Origin of the sequence: Pseudomonas sp. PGPPP1 (genome assembly GCF_002255865.1) — a bacterium.
Taxonomy (GTDB): Bacteria; Pseudomonadota; Gammaproteobacteria; order Pseudomonadales; family Pseudomonadaceae; genus Aquipseudomonas; species Aquipseudomonas cremoris.
In genome coordinates this window covers 19,270-40,533 of the sequence record NZ_NKIG01000023.1, presented here as the reverse complement: position 1 = coordinate 40,533, position 21,264 = coordinate 19,270, and the positions used below count along the sequence as shown (strand labels likewise).

Here is a 21,264-nt window from a genome sequence, read left to right as displayed (position 1 = left end):
ATCACATTCATAAGGCGTGTTTCTGTTGCCCGGCCCAGGGCGCCAGCATAAAGCTGAATGCCAGGCCCAGGCTGACCGATAAGCCGAAATTGCTCACGGCGGGGGTACTGGACACGGCCAGCAGGCCAAACGACAGCCAGGTCGTCAGCGCCGCCAGCAGCGTGCCCAAAAGACTGACCGCAGGGCCGCCGATCTGCTCGCGCATCAGGATCGCGTAGTCGACGCTGATGGCCGTGACCAGCAGCAGGCCGAACAGGCTGAACAGCGTCAGCGGCTGGCCCAACCAACCCAGGCTCGCCAGGCTGCACAGTGCCGCCAGCAACGGCAGGGCAACGATACGCAAGGCACCGCCGAAGCCGAACGGCAGGATCAACAACAGCACGATCAGCACGCACGACATCAACTTCAATTCGGCGGCGCTGATCTGCGTGTCGGCAAATACCCGGTTCAAATCGCCCAGGCGATCCACCAGCTGCACCCCCGGTAAATCCAGCGCCTGCACCCGCAGCAGCGCCGGGTTGTTCAAGCCTTGCAGGCTGACCATCGCCGCCACGCCGCCGTCTACCGGGCCCAGCCACAGCGTGCGCCAAGGTTCGGCCAGTGGGCCTGCCAATGCGGCGTCGATGTCTTGGGTGGGCAGCGCCTGCAGTTGCGCGACCTCGGCTTGCAGGGCGCTGGCAGGGACGCCGAGGTCCAGCAGTGGTTGCCAGTGCTGCGCCAACGCGTTCAATGCGTCGCGTACCTGTTGCTGCTCGGCGGGCAGGCTGACCAATTGATTGAGCGCCAGGTAACCCTGGAGCTTGTCCATGTTCACTAGCTGATCCAGGCGCTGGCCCAGGGCGCTTTCACGCTCCAGCAACTGTTGCTGGTTCTCTGCGCGCACCAGGAAGAACTGGCTGGTGGGTTGGAACCCGGTAATGCGTGCCACGGCTTGCGCTTCTTGCAGCAACTGCGGCGGCGCACCGATCCACTGGCGGATATCGTTCTTGCTGTTCAAGTGCCACAGGCCCCCTGCGCAAAACAGCAGCAGCAACACCAGCAACACTGGGCTTGGCACGCGTTTGAGCAACGACGCACGCACCTGCCACAAACAGTCGGCGATCCGCAGCGGCCATTGCGCTGGGCGCAACTCGACACCCTTGAGCAGCGCCGGCAGCAGGCACACGGCAGACAGGTACGCGCCTACCAGGCCGGCGGCGGAAAACACGGCGATCTGGGTCAGTGCCGGAAACGGCGTCCACGCCAGCGCCAGATAGCCGATGCAACTGGTGGCCAGGCTCAGGCTCAGCCCCGGCAAGGTGATGCGCAACGCCGGCCAACTGCGCCACGGCTGCATACTCCAGCTCTTGGACAGGTAGTGCAGCGGGTAATCCACCGCCACGCCGATCAGGCTGGAGCCCAGCACCAGCGTCATCACATGCATGTGGCCGAACAGTGCCACACAGGCCACCGCGCCAAACAGCATGCCCACCAGCACCGGCACGAATGCCAGCAGCACGCGCCAGCGACGGAATGCGAGCAACAGCAACAGCAGGATGCCGACGGTGGCGCCGCCGCCGACCCAAGTGATTTCACGCGTGGCTTGCTGCTGGCCGTTCGCGGCGTACAGCAGCCCGCTGGCCGCGAGTAATTGCGCACCTCGCCCGCTCGCGTGTTCGCGGCTGGCCTGGAGCAGGTCCGCCACTTGCAACGGCAGTTTCATATCGAAGGCATTGCCGGTGGTGCGCGCACGCAACAGCACCCAGCTCTTGCCGTCGGCATCGGCGATCAACGCACCGCTGCCGATATCCAATTGCACCGAGCCATGTTGCGGCTGGCTGTTCTGGATACGCCCGGTCAGGCCCAGCCAGTCGTCCTGGCTCGGCACCAGGCTGAAGCCAGTGAAGGGGTCGAACAGGGCTTGCACGCGCTGCTGGATAAACGCGTCGGGTTGCTCGATCAGTTGTTCGCGATCCTTGGCCGAGAGCATCGCCAAGCGGCCGCGCAGCAGTTGTTCACGCAGCGCCGGCAAGTCGGCTTGCAGGTTCCATTGCACCTTTTCAAACAGGCCGCTGGCCTGCCAACGCTCGCCCAACTGCTGGGCGACCGCCACTGCTTGCTGGCGGTCGGCATGCCCCACCAGCACCAGCATTTCGCGGTTGAGCGGTTCTTGCATGCGCTGTTCGGCTTGCAGTTCCAGGGCATCCGGCGTGTTGCCCGGCACCAGTTCCATCAGGTTGGCCGACAGCGGGGCACCGTGGCGCCACTGCCAGCCAGCCAGGGCCAGCACGGCCACCAGCAGGATCAGGAACAGGCGCGGTAGCAGGCGCTCACTGGGCAAAGTCGTGTTGCTCCGCTTCGCTCAAGGGTTGGCTGGCCGAACTGTCCTGCATGCGCAGCACCGTGCTGTCGCCTTGGGTCTCCAGTAGTTCGATTTTTTGCACCAGCTCGCCACCGTCGATATTGATCTGGGTGAATACCTGCTTGAGCAGCAGCGAGCGTGGGATCAGGGTCAGCTTCCAGCCGTTGGCTTCGCCTTGCAACTGCAGTTCGAAGTCACGTTGCAGGCCACTGCTGTCGCCCTGGAGCACAGCGAGGAACAGGCGATTCTGTTCTGCGCCGGCGCTCTTGTTTGGCAGCAATTGCCAGCCGTTAGCGTCACGGCGCGCAATGCCTTGGGCGCTGATGCGATAGTCCTGTCGCAGCGGGGTTTTAAGCAGCCACAGCAGGCCGTGGTCCTTGGCCAGCACGAAGGTGCCTTTGCTGATCAGGGGTTGGGGCAGGGCACGCAGGTGTTTTTCCTGGATGAAGCTGCCGTGGATCACGGTGGGTTTTGCAAGCTGGTCGCTGAGTTGCTGCAGGTCGAAGGCATGCGCCATGCCTGAAACGCTCAACAACAGGATTAACGCGGTCCATGTGGGAGCGGCGGTGCGACGATTCGACTTGCTCGCGAAGGACGTTAACGATGACATGGGTTGCCTGACACTATGCAGGGCCCTCAGGATCTTCGCGAGCAAGCCCGCTCCCACAGGGGATCTCATTTCAGGGCTCTCTCGACGGCGTCTGTGAATATTTTTGGGGAGGCCATTTGCATCTCGCGGCTGGCGACTTCCACTGCCACTTGCACGGTGCTGGCACGGGTCAAGCGCTCGCCGCTGGCCAGATCGGTGATCAGGTAATTGACCTTCAAGCGGTTTTCCCACTCCACCAAACTGGCGCGCACATTGATGGTCTGGCCGAACACGGCGCCGCGCACATAGCGCAACTGCATGTCGATCACCGGCCACGCATAGCCCGACTCCAGCATCTGCGTGTAGTTGTGGCCGATCTGGTCGAGTAACGCACAACGCGCCACTTCCAGGTACTTCACGTAATGCCCGTGCCACACGACGTTCATGGTGTCGACGTCAAAAAACGGCACGAGGATTTCGGTGTCGCAATGCAGCACGCCCGGGCTACGCATGCAGCCTCCAGTGTTGCTCGGCGATGCGTTGCAGGCACAGGCGCAGTTCGCCTTCCAGGGCGCGGTCTTCGATCACTGGCGGGAAGTCTTTGCCCAGTTCCTCATGCATCGCGGCCAAGGCTGCAGGCAGCGGGCGAGCGTCTTCGGCCTGGGCGCGCAACCATACGCCTTGGTTGGCGGCGAGCAAGGTGGCGGCGGCTACCTGCTCGGTCAGCTCCAGCACACGGATCGCATCGCGGGCGGCGATGGTGCCCATGCTCACTTTGTCCTGGTTATGGCATTCGGTGGAACGCGAGAACACGCTGGCCGGCATGGTGTTTTTCAGCGCTTCGGCAGTCCAGGCGCTGGTGCCGATCTGCACGGCCTTGAAACCGTGGTTGATCATCGCGCGATCTGCCGGGGCGCCGGACAGGTTGCTTGGCAAACCGTGGTTGTAACGCACGTCCACCAGCAGCGCGAGCTGGCGGTCGAGCAGGTCGGCGACGTTGGCCACCAGAGTCTTGAGGCTGTCCATGGCGAAGGCGATATGCCCGCCGTAGAAGTGCCCGCCGTGCAACACGCGCTCCTCTTCTGCGTCGATGATCGGGTTGTCGTTGGCGCTGTTCAGTTCGATCTCGATGAACGAACGCAGCCAGTTCAGGCTGTCGGCCAGCACGCCAAGGACGTGGGGGGCGCAGCGCAGCGAGTAACGGTCTTGCAGGCGGTGCAGTGGCGCGGTTGGCGCATCGATGGCCAAGTCCTTGCGCAGCCAGGCGGCGACTTGCATCTGCCCCGGGTGCGGCTTGGCGGCGAACAGGCGCTCGTCGAAGTGCTCCGGGTTGCCTTGCAGCGCCACCACGTTCAGCGCGGTGATGCGCGTGGCCAGTTGCAGCAGGTAGTCGGCGCGGGCGAAGGCCAGGCAGGCGAGGCCAGTCATCACGGCGGTGCCGTTCATCAGGGCCAGGGCTTCTTTCGGGCGCAGGACCAACGGGTCCCAGCCCAGCTCGCGGTGTACATCGCTCGCTTGGCGACGCTCGCCGCAGAACATCACTTCGCGTTCGCCGGACAAGGTCGCGGCCACGTAGGACAGCGGTGTCAGATCGCCGCTGGCGCCCACCGAGCCTTCTTCGGGAATCAGTGGCAGCACGTCGTGTTCAAGAAATGCATGCAGGCGCTCCAGCAGCTCTACGCGTACGCCGGACACGCCGTGGCACAGCGACTGCAAACGCGCGGCCAGCACGGCGCGGGTGGCTTGGGCGTCGAGCAATTTGCCCAGGCCGCAACCGTGGAAGGTGTACAGGTGACGCGGCAACGCCTCGACGTGCTGCAACGGCACCGCCACCACGCACGAATCGCCGTAGCCGGTGGTCACGCCATAGATCACGCCTTCCTTGTCCAGCAGCGAGTCGAGGAACTGCGCGCCCTTGGCAATGCGCTGGCGGTACGCAGCATCATCCTGCAATTGGGTAGGCGCCTGACGGTTGGCCAGGGCCAGCACGTCTTCGATGCGCAAAGGGCGTTCGCCAAAGGTTACCGGCTCAAGATGCGTCGTCATCGGTCTTCCAGAAAGGGTAAAAGTTGAACCATTGTTGGGGCGCTTCCAGGCAGAACTGGCCCAGGCGTGCGGCGTAGCGCGCGGTCCACAGGGCTATGACCTGCTCGCGGGTATTACGTTTCCATTCGATCAATTGCGCGAAAGGCTCGATGGTCAGTCGGTAGCGGTTCTTGTGCTTGAGGCACATCAGCAGGTTGACCGGGCATTTGAGCAAACCGGCCAATAGCCAGGGGCCTTGGGGGAACGCGGCGTCGTGGCCGAGAAAGTCCACGCGCACCGTGCGCCCGCCGTGCAGCGGCACGCGGTCGCCGGCGATGGCCAGCCACTCACCATCGTCCAGGCGCTGGCTCAGCAGCAACATGGTGGCCGGGTCTAGCTCGCTGACCTGGATCAGGCGCAAATGGGTCGCGCCGGCTTCGCCCAGCAGACGGTTGAATTGCTCGGCATGCTTGGTGTGCACCAGTACGTTCATGGTGACCTGTTCGCCAATCTCGGCGAGGGCGCGACACACTTCCAGGTTGCCCAGGTGCGCACCTACCAACATCTGCCCGCGCTCGCCACGCAGTTGCCCACGTAGTTGCGCCGGGTCGTTGATCTCGATCTGTTCCAGGCGCAGCTTGCCGTTCCAAACGTCGAGCTTGTCGAGCAGGGAGTCGGCGAAGGCCATGAACTGGCCGAAGACCCTCCGATGAGTAGGGCGCAGTTCATCACGCCCGCTCCAATCCGCCAGGCGCTGTTGGTATTGCCAGGCGCTCTGGCGTGCGGTGCGACCAAACAGGAAAAAGTACAACACGATGCCGTACAGCACCGGGCTCAACAGGCGTCGGCCGAGGACCTTGGCGGCGAAGGCGGTGAGTTTCATCAGCCAGTAGCTGCCGCGCTCCTCGCGGTCGGCCCAGTGCTTGGTACTGTCGCTCATGCCTGCCACCGTCGCCACAGGATCATCGGCGCACGCACCAGCATGCCGAAGAACAACCGGGTATGCATGGCCGAGATGCGCACGTTGTCGCGGAACAAACGGAAGTGCGACAAACCATCGGCGGGGTAATGCACACGCGTCGGCAGCCAACGCATGGGTTGATTGCGCCAGGCCAGGCGCACCAGGATGTCGGAGTCGAAATCCATGCGCGTGCCGATGTAGGCCGAGTCCATCAGCGCCAGCACGGGAGCGAGCGGGTACACGCGAAAGCCGCACATCGAGTCGCGAATTTGCAGCGACAGGGTGTTGATCCACACCCATACGTGGGTCAGGTAGCGCGCATACAAACGACCCTTGGGCACGCTGTCGTCGTATTCGGGGTAGCCGCAGATGATCGCGTTGGGGTGGGTACGCGAGGCATCGAGGAAGCCGATGACGTCGCGCAGGTCGTGCTGGCCGTCCGCATCCACTTGCAGGGCGTGGGTAAAACCCAGGCGAGCGGCTTCGCGAAAACCCGCCATCACGGCGCCGCCCTTGCCCTGGTTGCTTGGCAGGGTGAGCAAGGTGACGTTATCCAGGGTGGCCAATTGCGCCAACACCGCCGCGCAGGCCGCACTGCTGCCGTCGTCTACCAACAGGCAGGGCAGGCCGCTGTTCAACAGGCTCTGGACCACGGCGGGTACGGCGGCTTCGTGGTTGTAGACCGGGATCAGGGCGCAGGGGTTATGCATGCGCGGCCTCCAACAGAATGCGACCGCTGGAGCACGCAGCGACGCCATTGCGATAGGCGAAGTACAGCTTGCCGCGCTCCTGGTCGAAACGCAGGTGCAGTTCGATCCGGTCGCCTGGGCGCACCAACTGCTGGAACTTGAGCACTTCCATGCCGGCAAAGCGGGCTGGCAGGTTGAGCAGTTGCTGGCCGAGGTTGAACGCCCATTCCACCTGCACCACGCCCGGCAGCACCGGTGTTACTGGGAAGTGGCCGCTGAAATAGGACAGGTCCGGCGGGATGCTCAGTTGCAAGGTCCATTCGCCATTGACTTCGGCCTGTTCCAAGACTTCCGGCGCCTTGGGGCGTGACGCCAGCAGCAATGCCTCGACGTGCGCCTGGGGCAGTTTGCCCTGGCTGGTCAGGGGCAATTGGCGCAGCAAACGCCAGCGACGGGGCAGGGCGAGGGCTTCGCAGTGTTGGCTCAGGTGTTGGCGCAGGGTTTGGGTAAGGGTACGTCGGCCCTGATTGCGCAGGGCATGCAGGCCGTCGGCGCTCAGCACCACCAGGGCGCCAAGGGAGGCGCGGTTTTCCTGCACCACGCCCAGGCGTGTTTCGGCGACCCACGGGTGGGCCATCAATGCCTGTTCAAGCATGGGCAGGGAGATACGTTTTTCTTCCAGCTTGACGATTCGGTCCAGCCGGCCAAGCAGTTCGAAGCGTCCATCGGCGTGAATGCGGGCCGCGTCGGCAGTCTGCTCGATGTGCCCGGCAGGCAGGTAGGGCGAGGCGATGCGCAATGCGCCGTCGGCGTCCTGGCTCAGCACCACGTCGGTAAACGGCTGCCACGGCTGTGCGCCCTGACGCCAGGCGATCCCGCCGGTTTCCGAGCTGCCGAGGATTTCCGTCGGCCACTGTTGCAAGCGGTCGTACAGCTCGCCGGCGGCCTCGATGGGCAAGGCGCCGCCGGAGGAAAATACCCGCGACACCTGGCTCAGTGCCGGCCAGTCGAGGTTGTCGCCCATGCGCTTGAGCAGCGCCGGGCTGGCGACCCAGGCGAACTGTGCATGTTCACGGCTGGTGCGTTGCACGTCTTCGGGGAAGGCCAACTGCTTGCGCACAAAGGTGCGACCGGCGCACAGCGGCCACAGCACCCGGAACAACAAACCGTAGATATGCTGGGTGGCGACGCTGCCGATGATGCACGCGTCTTTCAGGTCCGGGCCCCATAAGGTTTCCAGGGCGTCGACTTCGTTGGCCAGTTGGCGCAGGGTTTTGTCGATACGCTTGGGCTCGCCGCTGGAGCCGGAGGTGCACAGGCTCAGCTGGCAGGTGTCCAGATCGAGCGAGGCCGGGCTCAGCGGCGCCTGATACAGCGCGTCGAGGTCGCTGGCTTCGGTCAGCCAGGCGTCAACTGCCCCATCCCAACGTTGGCGGGTTTGGGGTTGCAGGTCCGCTGGCAGCAGCACGCCGACGCCGGCCCGCCAGGCACCGAGCAGGGCGACCGCCAGCAGGCCTGCGTCTTCCAGGTGCACGGCCAGGCGCTGGATGCCGCGCGCTTGCAGGCCCGCCGCAAGGCTGAGGGATTGCTCCCACAGTTGTGCGTGATTCATCGCAGGTTCGGTGGTGACCCAACGCTGTTCCAACGGCTCAAGCAGCAAGTGCTCAAGTTTCAACCCTTTCATACGCGGCCTCGAACCCTTTGTCGTACCAGCCATTCCACGGCAAACAACAGCCCCATCAGCCCGTAGGCGATGAGGCCGTTGTACAACGTCCACCAACTCAGCGGCGCCCATAAGGTGAGGGCAGCGGCGAGCAGGCCATTACAGAGAAAAAACACACTCCACACCACGGTGACCCGGCGGGTATACACAACGGCGTGGGGTGGCAGCACCGGGTCGGTCATGCGTGCCAGGCGCTCTACCATCGGCGGGCCGTATTTGAGGCTCAAGCCGAACAGCGACAACATGAACGCACTGACCAGGCTCGGGTACCAGCGCAGCAAGTGCGGGTTATCGAACCAGGCCAACAGCAGGCAGAACACAATCACCGCCAACGCCATCCAGCGGCTGCCGGGACGGCGAGCGCCGGTGAGCGCGCGCAATAACCACAGGCTGCCGAGCAGCAGGCCGAATTGCCACGGGGCAAAGTGCTCAGTGCCGTAATACACCGCAAAGGGGTACAGCAGCCCCGCCAACAACAGGCCAAGGCCGATCAGCCGACTCATGCGGCAGGCGTGACCAGACGGTACACCGCCTCAACCACGTCGTTCACGGTGCGCACTGCCTTGAATTCCTCGGCGGCGATCTTTTTGCCGGTCTGGCGCTTGATGTGGTCGATCAAGTCGACGGCGTCGATGCTGTCGATTTCCAGGTCCTGGTACAGGTTGGCATCCAGGGTGACGCGTTCCGGCGGCAGTTCAAACAGTTCCACCAAGGCATCGCGCAGGGTGTTGAAAATATCGTCACGAGTTTGCATGGTCCGGTCTCAAGCTGCCTGTCTGGCCGTGACGAACGCCGCAAGGCTGGCCACGTTGGTGAAGTGATTGCGGGTGTCCTTGGCGTCGGCATCGATCTTGATGCCGTATTTTTTCTGGATCGCCAGGCCCAATTCCAGGGCGTCTACCGAGTCCAGGCCAAGGCCTTCGCCAAACAGGGTCTGGTCGCTGCCGATGTCGTCGACACTGATGTCTTCCAGGCCCAGGGCCTCGATGATCAGTGCCTTTATGTCGTGCTCAAGGCGTTGTCTGTCGCTCATCTTCGGCGAGCTCCTTAATAAAATAGTGGTGCAGGTAATCGTTAAGCTTGCGTGAGGCCTGGGGCGCAGGCCCCAGTGTTGCGAACGCCCGTGGTTCTATATCGGCACCCACCCGCAAACTGAAGTGCACGCGGCATTTTGGGATGCGATACCAGGGTTCGGCCTTGGTCAGCGTGGTAGGGCTGACCTTGATCACCACGGGGGTGATGATTGTCGCACCACGCAGTGCAATGGCGGCGCCCCCGCGATGAAAGGCAGGCGCCGCGCCCGGTGTGGTGCGCGTGCCCTCGGGAAAGATGATCAGGGTCTGGCCCGCTTGCAGGGCGCCGGCGGCGGCGTCGAGCATCTCGGCACTGCCGTCGTTGCTGATGTAGCCGGCGTCACGCACCGGCCCACGGGTGAAGGGGTTTTGCCACAGGCTCTGCTTGACCACGCAATTGGCCTGGCGCACCAGGCCGATCAGGAACACCACGTCGATCAGCGACGGGTGGTTGGCGATGATCATCTGGCCAGGGCGTCCGAGGTTTTCGGCGCCTTCAACACTGTAGGTGAGCACGCCTGCGCGTTGCATCAGACGGATAAACAGCCAGAACAGCTTGCTGATGGTGTGGCGGGCGCGGCGACGGTGCTGTTCGGCACTGCCTGGCAGGCAACTGAGCAGCGGGAACACCAGCAAGCGCAGGCACAGGCCGCCGACGCCGAACAGGAAGAAACTGGCGGCGGTGGCGAACAGGCGCCAATAGTAGGCATCCCTTGGCTTGTCGGTTACGGCTTGCGTTGCCAGTTCCATACACGGTTCTTCCAGGCATGTTGGCAGGTGGCCTGCTCGGTAAGCAGGGTGCGCAGCAGGTTCAGGGCGTGGGGCCACTGGGTTTGAGTGGGTTGGACAGTGCCCGCGCTCAGTTCCAGTTGCCACTCGTCGCCCGGTGTCAGCAACAGGCCGAGGGCATAGGGAAATGGCACATCGACGATCCAACTGGCATAGGCCTCGGGCGGCTGTTCCTCGGTGATCACCAGCAAAACCGCTGGAGCACCTTCATCGAGCAGCGCGGCGGCTTCGAGGATGCCGTGTTCCAGGCCGTCACCGGCGGCAGCGAGGGCGGTCATCTCGGCGGTTTCATTGCGCAGGATCGACCACAGGCCGATGACTGCGTTGTGCACTGACAGGCTGAACTGGGTCGGCGACAGTGGCTGGTCATTGGCCAGGTCGCTGAGGATGTCGAGGGTGCGCGGGGTTTCGCCATGCCGGGAGATGAACACCAGTGGCAGGTCCTGCAGGCCTTCGGCCAGCGGCCAACCCACGCTGAACGCCATCCGCGCCAGCCGGCTGAGACGACGACGTTGCATGGCTGGCAGAAATGACACGTCGGGGGCGGCTTCGCTTGCAGGCAGCAACACCGGGTCCTGGCACCAAGCCTGCCAGGCGGCCGCGCTTTCGAGCCCAGGAGCCCATGCGCGCCATTGGGCGATGTTGAAAGTGATCACTGAGAAGTTATCCCGCCCCTGCGGGCTTCCATGTGCGGCTGTTGGCCCCGAATACCGGGACAGGGAGCAATAGCCGAATGGCGCGCATTATCCCGGTGCCGTGGGCTTCTAGCAAACTTTGGTAAAGATTTGTTCAAGGCTGATTACAATTTGGTTGGAAAGATTTACAGATTGTCCTTTACCTGAAGCCGAGTTGGATTGTCGGACTGTTCTGTTTAATTTGTCGGTTGCGTATGACAGCCAAAGCGCCAAAGGCCTTTGATGCAGTAGTGCATGGATGAACGAGGTAGCTAACAGGCGCTTTTGCCCTCTACACTCGGACATTCATTGATACACGGAGGTTTTTCCATGCGGCGTGTGGTGTTCAATCAGAAAGGCGGCGTTGGCAAGTCCAGCATCGCCTGCAACCTGGCGGCGGTCAGTGCCAGCGAAGGCTATCGAACCCTGTTGGTCGACCTCGATGCACAAGCCAATTCAACCCAATACCTCACTGGGTTGACCGGCGATGATATCCCGATGGGTATCGCGGATTTTTTCAAGCAAACCCTGTCTTCCGGGCCGTTTTCCAAGAAGAACAAGGTGGATATCTACGAAACACCGTTCGACAACCTGCATGTCATCACCGCGACCCCAGAGCTGGCGGACCTGCAGCCCAAGCTTGAGGCCAAGCACAAGATCAACAAGCTGCGAAAGCTGCTGGACGATCTGAGCGAAGATTACGACCGTATTTACCTGGATACCCCTCCGGCATTGAATTTTTATGCTGTTTCGGCGTTGATTGCGGCTGATCGTGTGTTGATTCCGTTCGATTGCGACAGTTTCTCGCGCCAGGCGTTGTATGGCCTGCTGGCTGAGATCGAGGAATTGAAGGAGGACCACAACGAAGGCCTCGAAGTGGAAGGTATCGTGGTCAACCAGTTCCAGGCCCGTGCGACGCTGCCGCAGCAGATGCTGGATGAGTTGATTGCAGAGGGCTTGCCGGTGTTGCCGGTGTACTTGGCAAGCTCCGTGCGTATGCGTGAGTCGCACCAGGAGAGCAAACCGCTGATCCACCTGGACCCACGGCACAAGCTGACCTTGCAGTTTGTGGAGCTGCATAACCTGCTGGAAAACGCCTGATCTGACAGGCAACGCTGACCTTAATGTGAAATGCAATCAGTGTGGGAGCTGGCTTGCCTGCGATGGCATCGCCTCGTTGTATCAGGCAGACCGAGTCGCCTGCATCGCAGGCAAGCCAGCTCCCACATTTGACCGAGTTACACGCCCTGGCTGCCCAGCCACGCCATCAACTGCGGCAACGGGAACGCCCCGCTCTGGCGTGCCACTTCACGGCCATTCTTGAACAAGATCAAACTCGGAATCGAACGAATCCCCAACTGCGCCGACAACTGCTGATTCGCTTCGCTGTCCAGCTTGGCCAACCGGCACTTACCTTCCAACTGCCCAGCCGCCTGCTCAAACACCGGCGCAAACGATTTGCACGGTCCGCACCAGTCAGCCCATACATCCACCAGCAATGGCAGGTCGCCCTTGATCTGGCTGGCGTAGTCGCCTTGCTTGAGCTCAAACGGCTTATTCAGCAAAACCGGCTGCTTGCAGCGCCCGCATTTGGGGGCATCGCCCAGGCGCTCGCCGGGGATGCGGTTGAGGCCGTTGCAGTGAGGGCAAGGAATGACGAGAGGGTCGGACATGGTGGGCTCCAGGAATGGCCAATAGATTCTATGTGGAGCCGGGGCAGATAATTATCAAGGTTGTAGTGAGCGGGCTTGCCCCGCGCTGGGTGGCGAAGCCGCCCTAAATCCAGGCAACTCGGTCTTTCTGAAATACCGCGCGTTCCTGTTGGGGCGGCTTCGCCACCCAGCGCGGGGCAAGCCCGCTCACTACAGAGATAGCGCCTATGACGAACAACTGATTTCCAAATGCTTGCCCCAGTCCGGCGGCCGCTGGGCGTACTGGTCCATCCCCGGCTGTTCCTCAAACGGCTTACTTAGCACCTCATGCAGTCGCCGCACTTCGCTGTAATCCCCGGATTCGGCGGCAGTGATGGCGTTTTGTGCCAGGTAATTACGCAGGATGTACAGCGGGTTCACTGCGTGCATCCGCTTGCGGCGTTGTTCCTCAGTGTGATCCCCGTCCCGCACAACGCGGGCCTTGTATTGCTCGGCCCAGTCATCAAACCCGGCCATGTCGACAAAGTCATCCCGCAGCCGTGTCACGGACAACGCTGCCGACTCATCCCCCAACCGTCGGAAGAACAAGGTGTAATCCACGCCGCTGTTCTGCATCAGCTTGAGCAACTGCTCCACTAATTTCTGGTCGTCGTCTTCAGCGGTGGTCAGCCCCAACCGTCGACGCATCAAGTCGAGGTAATTGGCCTGATACAACGGCAGATACAGCCCCAGCGCTTCTTTTAAAGCATCCACGCTGATAAACGGCGTCAGCGCTTGCGCCAATGCACTGAGGTTCCACTGCCCGATCGGCACCTGATTACTGAAGGAGTAACGCCCTTCATGGTCCGAATGGTTGCAGATGAAATGCGCGTCAAAATCATCCAGAAACGCAAACGGCCCGAAGTCGAAGGTGATGCCCAGGATCGACATGTTGTCGGTGTTCATCACACCATGACAGAACCCGTAGGCCTGCCACTTGGCGATGAGCTCGGCGTTGCGCTCGACGATTTCACGGAACATCGCCAGGTACGGTTCGGGTTGTTCACGGCATTCAGGGTAGTGAAGGTTCAGTACGTGCTCGGCCAAAATAGCCTGCTGCTCGGGCTTCTTGGTGTAGTAGAAATATTCGAAATGCCCGAAGCGGATATGACTGGGCGCCATGCGCAGTACCATCGCGCCGCGTTCTTGTTTCTCACGCCATACCGGGGTGTCGGAGCCGATCACGCACAGTGCACGACTGCTGGGGATGCCCAGTGCATGCAGCGCCTCAGACGCCAGAAACTCACGAATTGAAGAGCGCAACACCGCGCGGCCGTCGCCCATGCGCGAGTAAGGTGTCATCCCGGCGCCCTTGAGGTGCAGGTCCCAATGCTCGCCTGCTTTGTTGTAGACCTCGCCCAGCAACAACCCCCGGCCATCACCCAGTTGCGGGGTGTAGCCACCAAACTGATGCCCGGAATAGACCATCGCCCGCGGCTCCGCTTCCGCCCACAGCTTGTGCCCGCCGAACAACTCGGCAAACACCGGTGTTTCGGCCACGGCCGGGTCGAGGTCGAGCAACGCCATGGCGGCATCGCTGGCCACTACCAGGCGCGGTGCGTCGAGGGGTTCGGGCAAAACGTGGGTTGAGAACGCGTCGCCCAAGCGTGCGAAGCGGTTGTCGAAGGTCAGTTCGTCGAGGGCTTTCACCGGCCATCTCCAGCAGAATGTCCGAGCATTCTGCTGGGGATAGCGCGGTTAGTCGAGTTTGCTCGGTGGCGGTTCTTGCACGCCACCGTCGTTGGCGGGTTTGGACGGGCTTTCGACTTCCACCAGTTTGTATTCCTGGCCGTGGAGGTTCTTGAGGTAGACCTCCATCTGGCGGAACGAGATGTTGATGTGGTGGTTCTTGAACTCGCGGTTGATAAAGCGGTTCACCTCGTCGATTACCGGGTTGCGGTCACCGAGGTCGCGCACGTGCATGCGCAGTTCATGGTCGAGGGTGCTTTCGCCGAAGTTGAGGAAGTACACATGAGGCTCGGGTTCCTTCAGCACTCGCGGGTTGTCTCGGGCGGCCTTGAGTAACAGTTCCTTCACCAGGTCCAGGTCGGAGCCGTAGTCCACGCCCAGTTTCAGGGTGACCCGGGTGATGGTGTCGGTCAGCGACCAGTTGATCAGTTGCCCGGTGATGAAGGTCTTGTTCGGGACGATGATGTCCTTGCGGTCAAAGTCGGTGATCGTGGTGGCGCGGATGCGGATCTTGCTCACCGTGCCCGACAGGTTGCCGATGGTGATGGTGTCGCCAATCCGCACCGGGCGCTCGAACAGGATCATGATGCCGGAGATAAAGTTGGCGAAGATCTCCTGCATCCCGAAGCCCAACCCCACCGACAGCGCCGCCACCAGCCATTGCAACTTGTCCCAACTCACGCCGAGGGTGGACAGGGTGGAGACGAAGCCCACGCCAGCAATCACATAGGACAGCAGCGTGGTGGTCGCATACGCGCTGCCCTGGGCCAGGTCGAGTTTCGACAGCACCAACACTTCCAGCAAACCGGGCAAGTTACGCGCCAGGGCAAAGGTGATGCCGACGATGATCGACGCCCCCAGCAAGTCGCCGATGCTGATGGGCACCATGCTGATATTGGCACCGGTGCCGCTGGTGTATTCGTAGAGCGTCACGTTGTCCAGGTACGAGAACACGGTGATCAGGTCCTTCCAGACCCAGTACAACGCCGCGATAAAACCGCCGAGCAAGGCCAGGCGGATCAGGCGCATGGACTGCTCGTTGACCTGTTCGATGTCCAGGGTCGGTTCTTCGATCACCACCTCGCCTTCGCCGGCTTCCTTGGCGGCCTGGCGTTTGGCCAGGGCGCGCGCATAGGCCAGGCGCCGTGCAGCAACGCCCAGGCCACGCACGAAGGTGGCTTCGATCACCAGCCAGAACATCAGCAGGTACAGGGTGTTGATCAAGCGGTCGCTGAGTTTGAGGGCGGTGTAGTAGTAGCCGAAACACACGGCGATAAACAGCGCGATGGGCAGGGCGGTAAACACCAGGCCCACCGCTTTGCGAAACAGCGAAGCCTTTTCGTGGGTGGGGCTATTGAGCAGCAGGCGGCCCAGCAGCCAGGCCATCAGCGCGTAGCACAGCAGCACCACGCCGATGCCCAGTACATCGTCGGCCAACGCCGCCGGTTGATGCTCGGCGATAGCAACCACAGCCACCAGCGCCAGCACCACTAGGCCAAGCTTGCGCACCCAGCCTTGCAGGAACTCGACCTGGGGCTTTTCCCAGCGGAAGTGCAACTCGGCCACGCCGCCCGGCGCGAGGATGCGGTAGGCGGTGTAGAACACCATCCACGCCTGCGCGATCTGTAGCAGCGCGGCACCCAGGTTGGCGTTTTGCCCGCGGGCGTCGATCTGCAGCGCGTAGCCGCACAGCGCCAGGCCCAGCGCGACTGGCATTGCCAGCAGGATATTGATCAGGATGGCCTGGGGCGTATGCCACTGGCTGTCGCGCTTGAAGTGGCCGATGTCCTGGTGGACTTTGTTCAGGCGCTGATACAGGTTCTTACGGCGCCACAGCAGGGCGCCGATCAACAACAGCAACGGCAGGAACAGCAGCGGACGTTGGGTCAGGCCGTCGTACAGTTCGCTGACACTGGAGGCCCACGGCAGGGTGGTGACTTGCTTGCTCAGGTGCGCCGGGACGGTTTCCAGCCATTCGGTGTCCAGCGGCTTATTGCTGGGGATCCAGAACATCTGCTCGTCCAGCGTCGACCGCAGTGTGGTAGCGGTGCTCAGCAGTTGTTTCTGGTTGAGTTGCAAGGTGATGGATTCATTGAGCAGCGCACTCAGCTCGCGGCTCAGGCGCTCCAGCAAGTCGCTGCGGGTAATCGCCAGCTCCAGCAGAGTGCGGCGCAGTTGCGGAGTAACGTCGTCCGGCGGCTGGTTGGCCAGCAGGTTATCCACATAGGTGCTGGGGGAACTGATCAGCTCGCGCTGCTGGTTGACCTCGAACTGGTACAGGCGAATGTTGGCGATGTCGTCTGCCAGGTCGCGGTCCACCGTCAGGCGCGGCAAGGCCTGCTTTTGTTTATAGAGAATCTTGGACAGCAGCAGGCTGCCCTTGAGCACGTTGATCTGCTCGTCCAGCGCGGCGTCGCTTTGGGTCACGGTGTCCAGTTGCTGCTTGGTTTGCAGGTTCTTCTGGGTCAGGTCGTTGAGGCGGTCGGTGCTTTTGAGCAGGTAGTCGGACAGTTTCAGGTTGGCAGCGCTTTCGGTGGCCAGCAGGCTGCTGCCGCCGGCTTTTTGCGCCTCGATGGACTGTTGCGTCACGGTCTGCTGGGACTGGGCCAGGCGTTTCTGGTTGATCAGGGTTTGCAGGTCCTGGATCTCTTGCTCCAGGCGCGCGGTTTTTTCCAGCACCAGGTCGTGCTGGCTGTTGCCCAGGTCTTGCAGTTGGCTGTTGCCGGCCAGTTCCTGGCGGCGCAGCGGGATCAGTGCGTTAAGGGCAGCGAGTTCGGCGTTCAGTTGGTTGCGCTGGTCGCTGCTGAGGGTTTTGCCATTGTCCTTGCCGTTCTTGAGGATCGAATTGATCTGCAGGATGCGCGTCTGGCTGCTGCTGATCTCGGTCTGGGCGCGCTCGGGGCGGGTTTGCGCGGCAATGGTCAAGCTGTTGGCATCGGCCAAATCTTTTTGCAGGTCGCCTTGCTGGGTGGTGCGCTGCACCAGCAGTTGCTCAAGCTGCGGCACCGGCAGGGTGGCGTAGCGTTGGGCCACCGGGATGACTTTGGTGGCCTTGAGCCGCGCCAGTTCGCGTTGGTTTTCGACGGTTTGGCGCGGCGCGTCTTCCAGCTGGCGTTTGAGGTCGACCAGGCGCTGCTCGTAATCCTGCTTGTTGCCCAGGTACGTTAGGGTCTGCTGCAGGATGGTTTGCAGCGCCTTCATGTCGGCGTCGGGCAGTTTGCGGTCGGGCAGCTTGTCCAGGGATTGCTGGATGGCGTCGGCGCTGGGCGGGTCGGCCGCGTGTACGGTGCCGACACAAAGGGTCAGGCCCAGCAGGGCAGTGGCGAGGAGCGTGCGCAGGATTGGCATAGAGACCGGTCGAGCAAGGTGAAGAATCGGGGCGTTGTCGCCCCGCAGTTTAGAGGAAGAGTCCGGGGCCCGGGCGACTTCCTTCGGGGAATCTGACGCCCACTTTGCCGATCTTGTTCCCGTCCATGACCGCGACGGTCCAGATGGTGTTGTTCCATTCCACCTGGTCGCCGACGATAGGTGCGCCACCGACTTTCTGGGTAATGAAGCTGCTCAGCGGCATGTCCGGGTCGATACCTTCCAGCTTCAGGCCATACAGGGCCGAGACCGCGCCCAGCTGGGCGTCGCCTTCGAGTACGAAGTCGCCGAAGAAGCGCAAATCCAGTCCGCGCTGTGGCGCCTGGCTGAACAGCTTGCCCAGGGCCGGCAGGTTGTGTTCGTGGCCGATCACACAGAGCAGATCGCCGACTTCGAGCACCGTACTACCCGACGGATGGAGCAGTTGCTGGCCTCGGAACAGCGCGGCGATCCGCGTGCCTTCGGGCATTTTCAGCTCGCGCAGGGCGGCGCCGATGCACCACTTTTCGGCGCCCAGGCGGTAGACGAACAGCTCCCACTCGCTGGTGACGTGCACTTCCAGGGCCGCGCGGGAGATGGGCGCAGGGTCCGGCGGTACGGTCACCTTGAGCAATTTGGCCACCCACGGCAGGCTCGTGCCCTGTACCAGCAGCGAGACCAGCACGATAAAGAACGCCAGGTTGAAGTAGAGCTGCGCATGGGGCAGGCCGGCCATCAGTGGGAACACCGCCAGGATGATCGGTACGGCGCCGCGCAAGCCAACCCAGGCGATAAAAGCTTTTTCGCGCCCGTGGAAAGCCTTGAACGGTAGCAGGCCGACCATCACCGACAGCGGTCGCGCAAACAGGATCATCCACAGCGCCAGGCCCAGGGCCGGCAGGGCAATCGGCAGCAAGTCGTGGGGCGTGACCAGCAGGCCCAGCACCAGGAACATGCCGATCTGCGCCAGCCAGGCCATGCCGTCGAGCATGTGCAAAATGCCATGACGGCTGCGCACCGGGCGGTTGCCGATTACCAGGCCGCACAGGTACACGGCGAGGAAGCCGCTGCCGTGCAGGGCGTTGGTTACGGCGAAGACGAACAGGCCGCCGGCGATCACCAGGATCGGGTACAAGCCGGTGGCCAGGTTGATGCGGTTGACCATCTGCAGCATCAGCCAGCCGCCGCCCAGGCCGACGATGCCGCCGATGCCGAACTCGCGCACCAGGTGCGTCAGCAGGCTCCAATGCAGGCCGGTCTGGCCGCTGGCGAGCATGTCGATCAGGGTTACGGTGAGGAACACCGCCATCGGGTCGTTGCTGCCGGATTCGATTTCCAGGCTGGCGGTGACCCGTTCGTTCAGGCCTTTGCCGCCGAGCAGCGAGAACACCGCAGCGGCGTCCGTGGAGCCGACGATGGCGCCGATCAGCAAACCTTGGATGATATTGAGGTCAAACAGCCAGGCGGCGGCCATGCCGGTGAGGCCGGTGGTAATCAACACCCCCACCGTGGCCAGCGACAACGCCGGCCAGAGTGCCACGCGGAAACTCGCCACCCGGGTGCGCAAGCCGCCGTCCAGCAGGATCACCGCCAGCGCGAGGTTGCCCACCAGGTAGGCGGTCGGGTAGTTATCGAAGATGATGCCGCCGCCATCGACGCCGGCGACCATGCCCACGGCCAGGATGATCACCAGGATCGGGATCCCCAGGCGGGACGAAAGAGAACTCACCAGAATGCTCGCACTCACCAGCAACGCGCCGATCAAGAACAGGCTGTTGATGGTCGTCGCATTCAAAGGCAGTACTCCATGAGTAAACAAGACGGGGCGCAAACTGACCATGCAGTCTGCGTGCCAGCGATTCTAACCTGTTGAATTGCTGCGCTGTCAAAAAGCTTTGCGGGTGTATATCAATCCAATGTGGGAGCTGGCTTGCCTGCGATATCGGTGTATCAGCAACAAATAGGCACGCTGACCCACCGCCATCGCAGGCAAGCCAGCTCCCACAAGGGTGCAACGTTGTCAGTTAGAGGCGGAAGCGCCCGACCATCCCGTTCAAATCCACCGCCAAGCGCGACAACTCACTGCTCGCCGCACTCGTCTGGCTGGCCCCTGTCGCCGATTGCACCGACAGATCCCGGATATTCACCAGGTTACGGTCCACTTCCCGCGCCACCTGCGCCTGTTCTTCCGCCGCGCTGGCGATGACCAGGTTGCGCTCGTTGATCTCCACAATCGCGGTATTGATGGTGTCCAGCGAAATCCCCGCGCCTTTGGCGATATTCAATGTCGATTCTGCCCGTTCGGTGCTGTTGCGCATCGAATCCACTGCGTGCTCGGTGCCGGCCTGGATACTGCCGATCATCCGCTCGATCTCGCTGGTGGATTGCTGGGTACGATGGGCCAGGGCCCGCACTTCATCGGCCACCACGGCGAAACCACGCCCGGCTTCACCCGCACGCGCCGCTTCAATAGCGGCGTTCAAGGCCAGCAAGTTGGTCTGGTCGGCCAGGCCACGAATCACATCCAGCACTTTGCCGATATCGCGTGATTCATTCGCCAGGTCGCCAATCAAGGTCGCGGTGGCTTGCACATCGCCGCTCATACGCTCGATGGCGCTGACGGTTTCCTGCACCAGGTCCCGCCCGTCGCCGGCGGAGGTGGTGGCATTGCGCGAAGCTTCGGAAGTGCTCACCGCGTTACGTGCGACTTCTTCCACCGCGCTGGTCATCTCGTTGACGGCGGTAGCGGCCTGTTCGATTTCGTTGTTTTGCTGGGTCAGGCCACGGGCGCTTTCGTCGGTGACGGCGTTCAGTTCTTCCGCCGCAGACGCAAGCTGGGTGGCGGAGCCGGCGATGCGTTGCAGCGTGTCGCGCAGTTTGTCCTGCATCTTGGCCATGGCCGCCAGCAGGCGCCCGGCTTCGTCGTTGCCGTCGATCTTGATCGGTCGCGTCAGGTTGCCTTCGGCAACTTCTTCGGCCGCTTCCAGGGCCTGGGCGATGGGCACGGTGATGCTGCGGGTCAGCAGCCAGGCGAACAGCACGGTCAGTGCCGTGGCGAGCGCCAACAGTCCAACCACCAGGTTGAAGGCCAAGTCATATTGGTCTTTGGCTTGTTGGTTGGTGACCAATGCCATCTGGTTGTTGATCTCCAGCAGGCGCGCCAATACCGCGTTGACCTTCTCGGAATTGCTCAGCAGTTCGGTGTTGATCAGTGTGCGCAGGTCTTCCACTTGGTTGGCCCGCGACAGGCTCTTCATACGTGCTTCGATCTGGCGGTACTGGCCGAGCAGGTTGACGTATTCGTCATAGGTGGCGCGTTCTTCGCGGGTATCGATGAGTTTTTCGTAGATGCCCTGGGCGGCGCGGATTTGCTGGTCGCGCAGTTCAAAGGTTTCCAGGGTCTTTTGCTGCACATCCGGCTCGCGGTTGGTCAGCAAACGGTAGGACAGCACGCGCAGGCGCAGGGTCAGTTGGGTGAACTCGTCGAGGGCACGAATGCTTGGCACGCTGGACAGCGTGATCTCTTCAGCGGCGCCGCGAATTTTGCTCATCTGGTTCAAGGCGAACACACCGAGAAACAACATGAGCGCGCCGATGAATGCGAAGCCTAGAAAGGCGCGCGGCGCGATATTCATATTACGAAGGGACATCTTGGAATCCTGGGGAGAAGCGCGA

General features: G+C 62.3%; 17 protein-coding genes and 2 pseudogenes. 1 reads left to right on the top strand and 18 read right to left on the bottom strand.

All coding sequences use genetic code 11. The annotated features are described in order from the left end of the window. Positions 1-7: 7 nt before the first annotated feature. From CFE47_RS22480 to CFE47_RS22425, 12 genes are read right to left on the bottom strand one after another with little or no spacing between them, the layout of a single operon-like run. Positions 8-2,320, bottom strand: coding sequence for an MMPL family transporter (locus tag CFE47_RS22480; protein ID WP_286840573.1), 2,313 nt, complete (start codon positions 2,318-2,320; stop codon positions 8-10). After that, complete coding sequence (locus tag CFE47_RS22475) at positions 2,310-3,020, bottom strand: outer membrane lipoprotein carrier protein LolA (RefSeq protein ID WP_286840571.1); 711 nt, start codon at positions 3,018-3,020, stop codon at positions 2,310-2,312. The genes CFE47_RS22480 and CFE47_RS22475 overlap by 11 nt, the downstream gene beginning before the upstream one ends. Continuing rightward, positions 3,017-3,442, bottom strand: coding sequence for an acyl-CoA thioesterase (locus CFE47_RS22470; RefSeq protein ID WP_286840570.1), 426 nt, complete (start codon positions 3,440-3,442; stop codon positions 3,017-3,019). Before CFE47_RS22470 ends, CFE47_RS22475 begins: the two co-directional genes overlap by 4 nt. Beyond that, the gene (locus CFE47_RS22465; protein WP_286840569.1) at positions 3,435-4,976 is read right to left on the bottom strand and encodes an HAL/PAL/TAL family ammonia-lyase; all 1,542 of its coding nucleotides are present in this window, start codon (positions 4,974-4,976) and stop codon (positions 3,435-3,437) included. Before CFE47_RS22465 ends, CFE47_RS22470 begins: the two co-directional genes overlap by 8 nt. Beyond that, complete coding sequence (locus CFE47_RS22460; protein ID WP_286840567.1) at positions 4,960-5,895, bottom strand: lysophospholipid acyltransferase family protein; 936 nt, start codon at positions 5,893-5,895, stop codon at positions 4,960-4,962. Before CFE47_RS22460 ends, CFE47_RS22465 begins: the two co-directional genes overlap by 17 nt. Next, positions 5,892-6,626, bottom strand: a complete 735-nt coding sequence (locus tag CFE47_RS22455; protein ID WP_286840565.1) for a glycosyltransferase family 2 protein — start codon at positions 6,624-6,626, stop codon at positions 5,892-5,894. Before CFE47_RS22455 ends, CFE47_RS22460 begins: the two co-directional genes overlap by 4 nt. Then, on the bottom strand, positions 6,619-8,289 hold the full coding sequence (locus CFE47_RS22450; protein WP_286840563.1) for an acyl-CoA synthetase family protein: 1,671 nt from the start codon (positions 8,287-8,289) through the stop codon (positions 6,619-6,621). Before CFE47_RS22450 ends, CFE47_RS22455 begins: the two co-directional genes overlap by 8 nt. After that, a complete protein-coding gene (locus CFE47_RS22445; protein WP_185704939.1) occupies positions 8,286-8,831 on the bottom strand; it encodes a COG4648 family protein in 546 nt (181 codons plus the stop codon). Before CFE47_RS22445 ends, CFE47_RS22450 begins: the two co-directional genes overlap by 4 nt. Beyond that, positions 8,828-9,082: an acyl carrier protein gene (locus tag CFE47_RS22440; RefSeq protein ID WP_016979215.1), complete on the bottom strand. Its 255-nt coding sequence runs from the start codon at positions 9,080-9,082 to the stop codon at positions 8,828-8,830. Before CFE47_RS22440 ends, CFE47_RS22445 begins: the two co-directional genes overlap by 4 nt. 9 nt (positions 9,083-9,091) lie before the next feature. Further along, positions 9,092-9,361 (bottom strand): phosphopantetheine-binding protein, encoded by a 270-nt coding sequence (locus CFE47_RS22435; RefSeq protein ID WP_286840560.1) that lies wholly within the window; start codon positions 9,359-9,361, stop codon positions 9,092-9,094. Next, positions 9,339-10,151 (bottom strand): lysophospholipid acyltransferase family protein, encoded by an 813-nt coding sequence (locus tag CFE47_RS22430; protein ID WP_286840559.1) that lies wholly within the window; start codon positions 10,149-10,151, stop codon positions 9,339-9,341. Before CFE47_RS22430 ends, CFE47_RS22435 begins: the two co-directional genes overlap by 23 nt. Next, positions 10,127-10,846 carry a beta-ketoacyl synthase chain length factor gene (locus CFE47_RS22425; protein WP_286840557.1) on the bottom strand — a complete coding sequence of 240 codons (720 nt, stop codon included), beginning with the start codon at positions 10,844-10,846 and terminating at the stop codon, positions 10,127-10,129. The genes CFE47_RS22430 and CFE47_RS22425 overlap by 25 nt, the downstream gene beginning before the upstream one ends. Before the next feature lie 348 nt (positions 10,847-11,194). Here CFE47_RS22425 and CFE47_RS22420 point away from each other — a divergent pair, with 348 nt between their 5' ends. Then, complete coding sequence (locus CFE47_RS22420; RefSeq protein ID WP_286840555.1) at positions 11,195-11,965, top strand: ParA family protein; 771 nt, start codon at positions 11,195-11,197, stop codon at positions 11,963-11,965. Between the two features lie 137 nt (positions 11,966-12,102). Here the strand turns inward: CFE47_RS22420 and trxC are convergent, their stop codons facing one another. The 6 genes and pseudogenes from trxC to CFE47_RS31840 all read right to left on the bottom strand — a co-directional run. After that, a complete protein-coding gene (gene trxC / locus CFE47_RS22415; protein WP_286840553.1) occupies positions 12,103-12,537 on the bottom strand; it encodes a thioredoxin TrxC in 435 nt (144 codons plus the stop codon). A gap of 204 nt (positions 12,538-12,741) precedes the next feature. Beyond that, positions 12,742-14,205 (bottom strand): protein adenylyltransferase SelO, encoded by a 1,464-nt coding sequence (gene selO / locus CFE47_RS22410; protein ID WP_286840551.1) that lies wholly within the window; start codon positions 14,203-14,205, stop codon positions 12,742-12,744. A gap of 48 nt (positions 14,206-14,253) precedes the next feature. Further along, positions 14,254-17,592 (bottom strand): mechanosensitive channel MscK, encoded by a 3,339-nt coding sequence (mscK, locus tag CFE47_RS22405; RefSeq protein WP_286840549.1) that lies wholly within the window; start codon positions 17,590-17,592, stop codon positions 14,254-14,256. Between the two features lie 49 nt (positions 17,593-17,641). Further along, positions 17,642-19,384: a potassium/proton antiporter gene (locus CFE47_RS22400; protein ID WP_058423526.1), complete on the bottom strand. Its 1,743-nt coding sequence runs from the start codon at positions 19,382-19,384 to the stop codon at positions 17,642-17,644. Between the two features lie 229 nt (positions 19,385-19,613). Continuing rightward, positions 19,614-20,213, bottom strand: a pseudogene (locus CFE47_RS31845) (methyl-accepting chemotaxis protein); the annotation flags it as partial. A 303-nt stretch (positions 20,214-20,516) separates the two neighbouring features. Then, a pseudogene (locus CFE47_RS31840) lies at positions 20,517-21,173 on the bottom strand (MCP four helix bundle domain-containing protein); the annotation flags it as partial. Between the last annotated feature and the right edge of the window lie 91 nt (positions 21,174-21,264).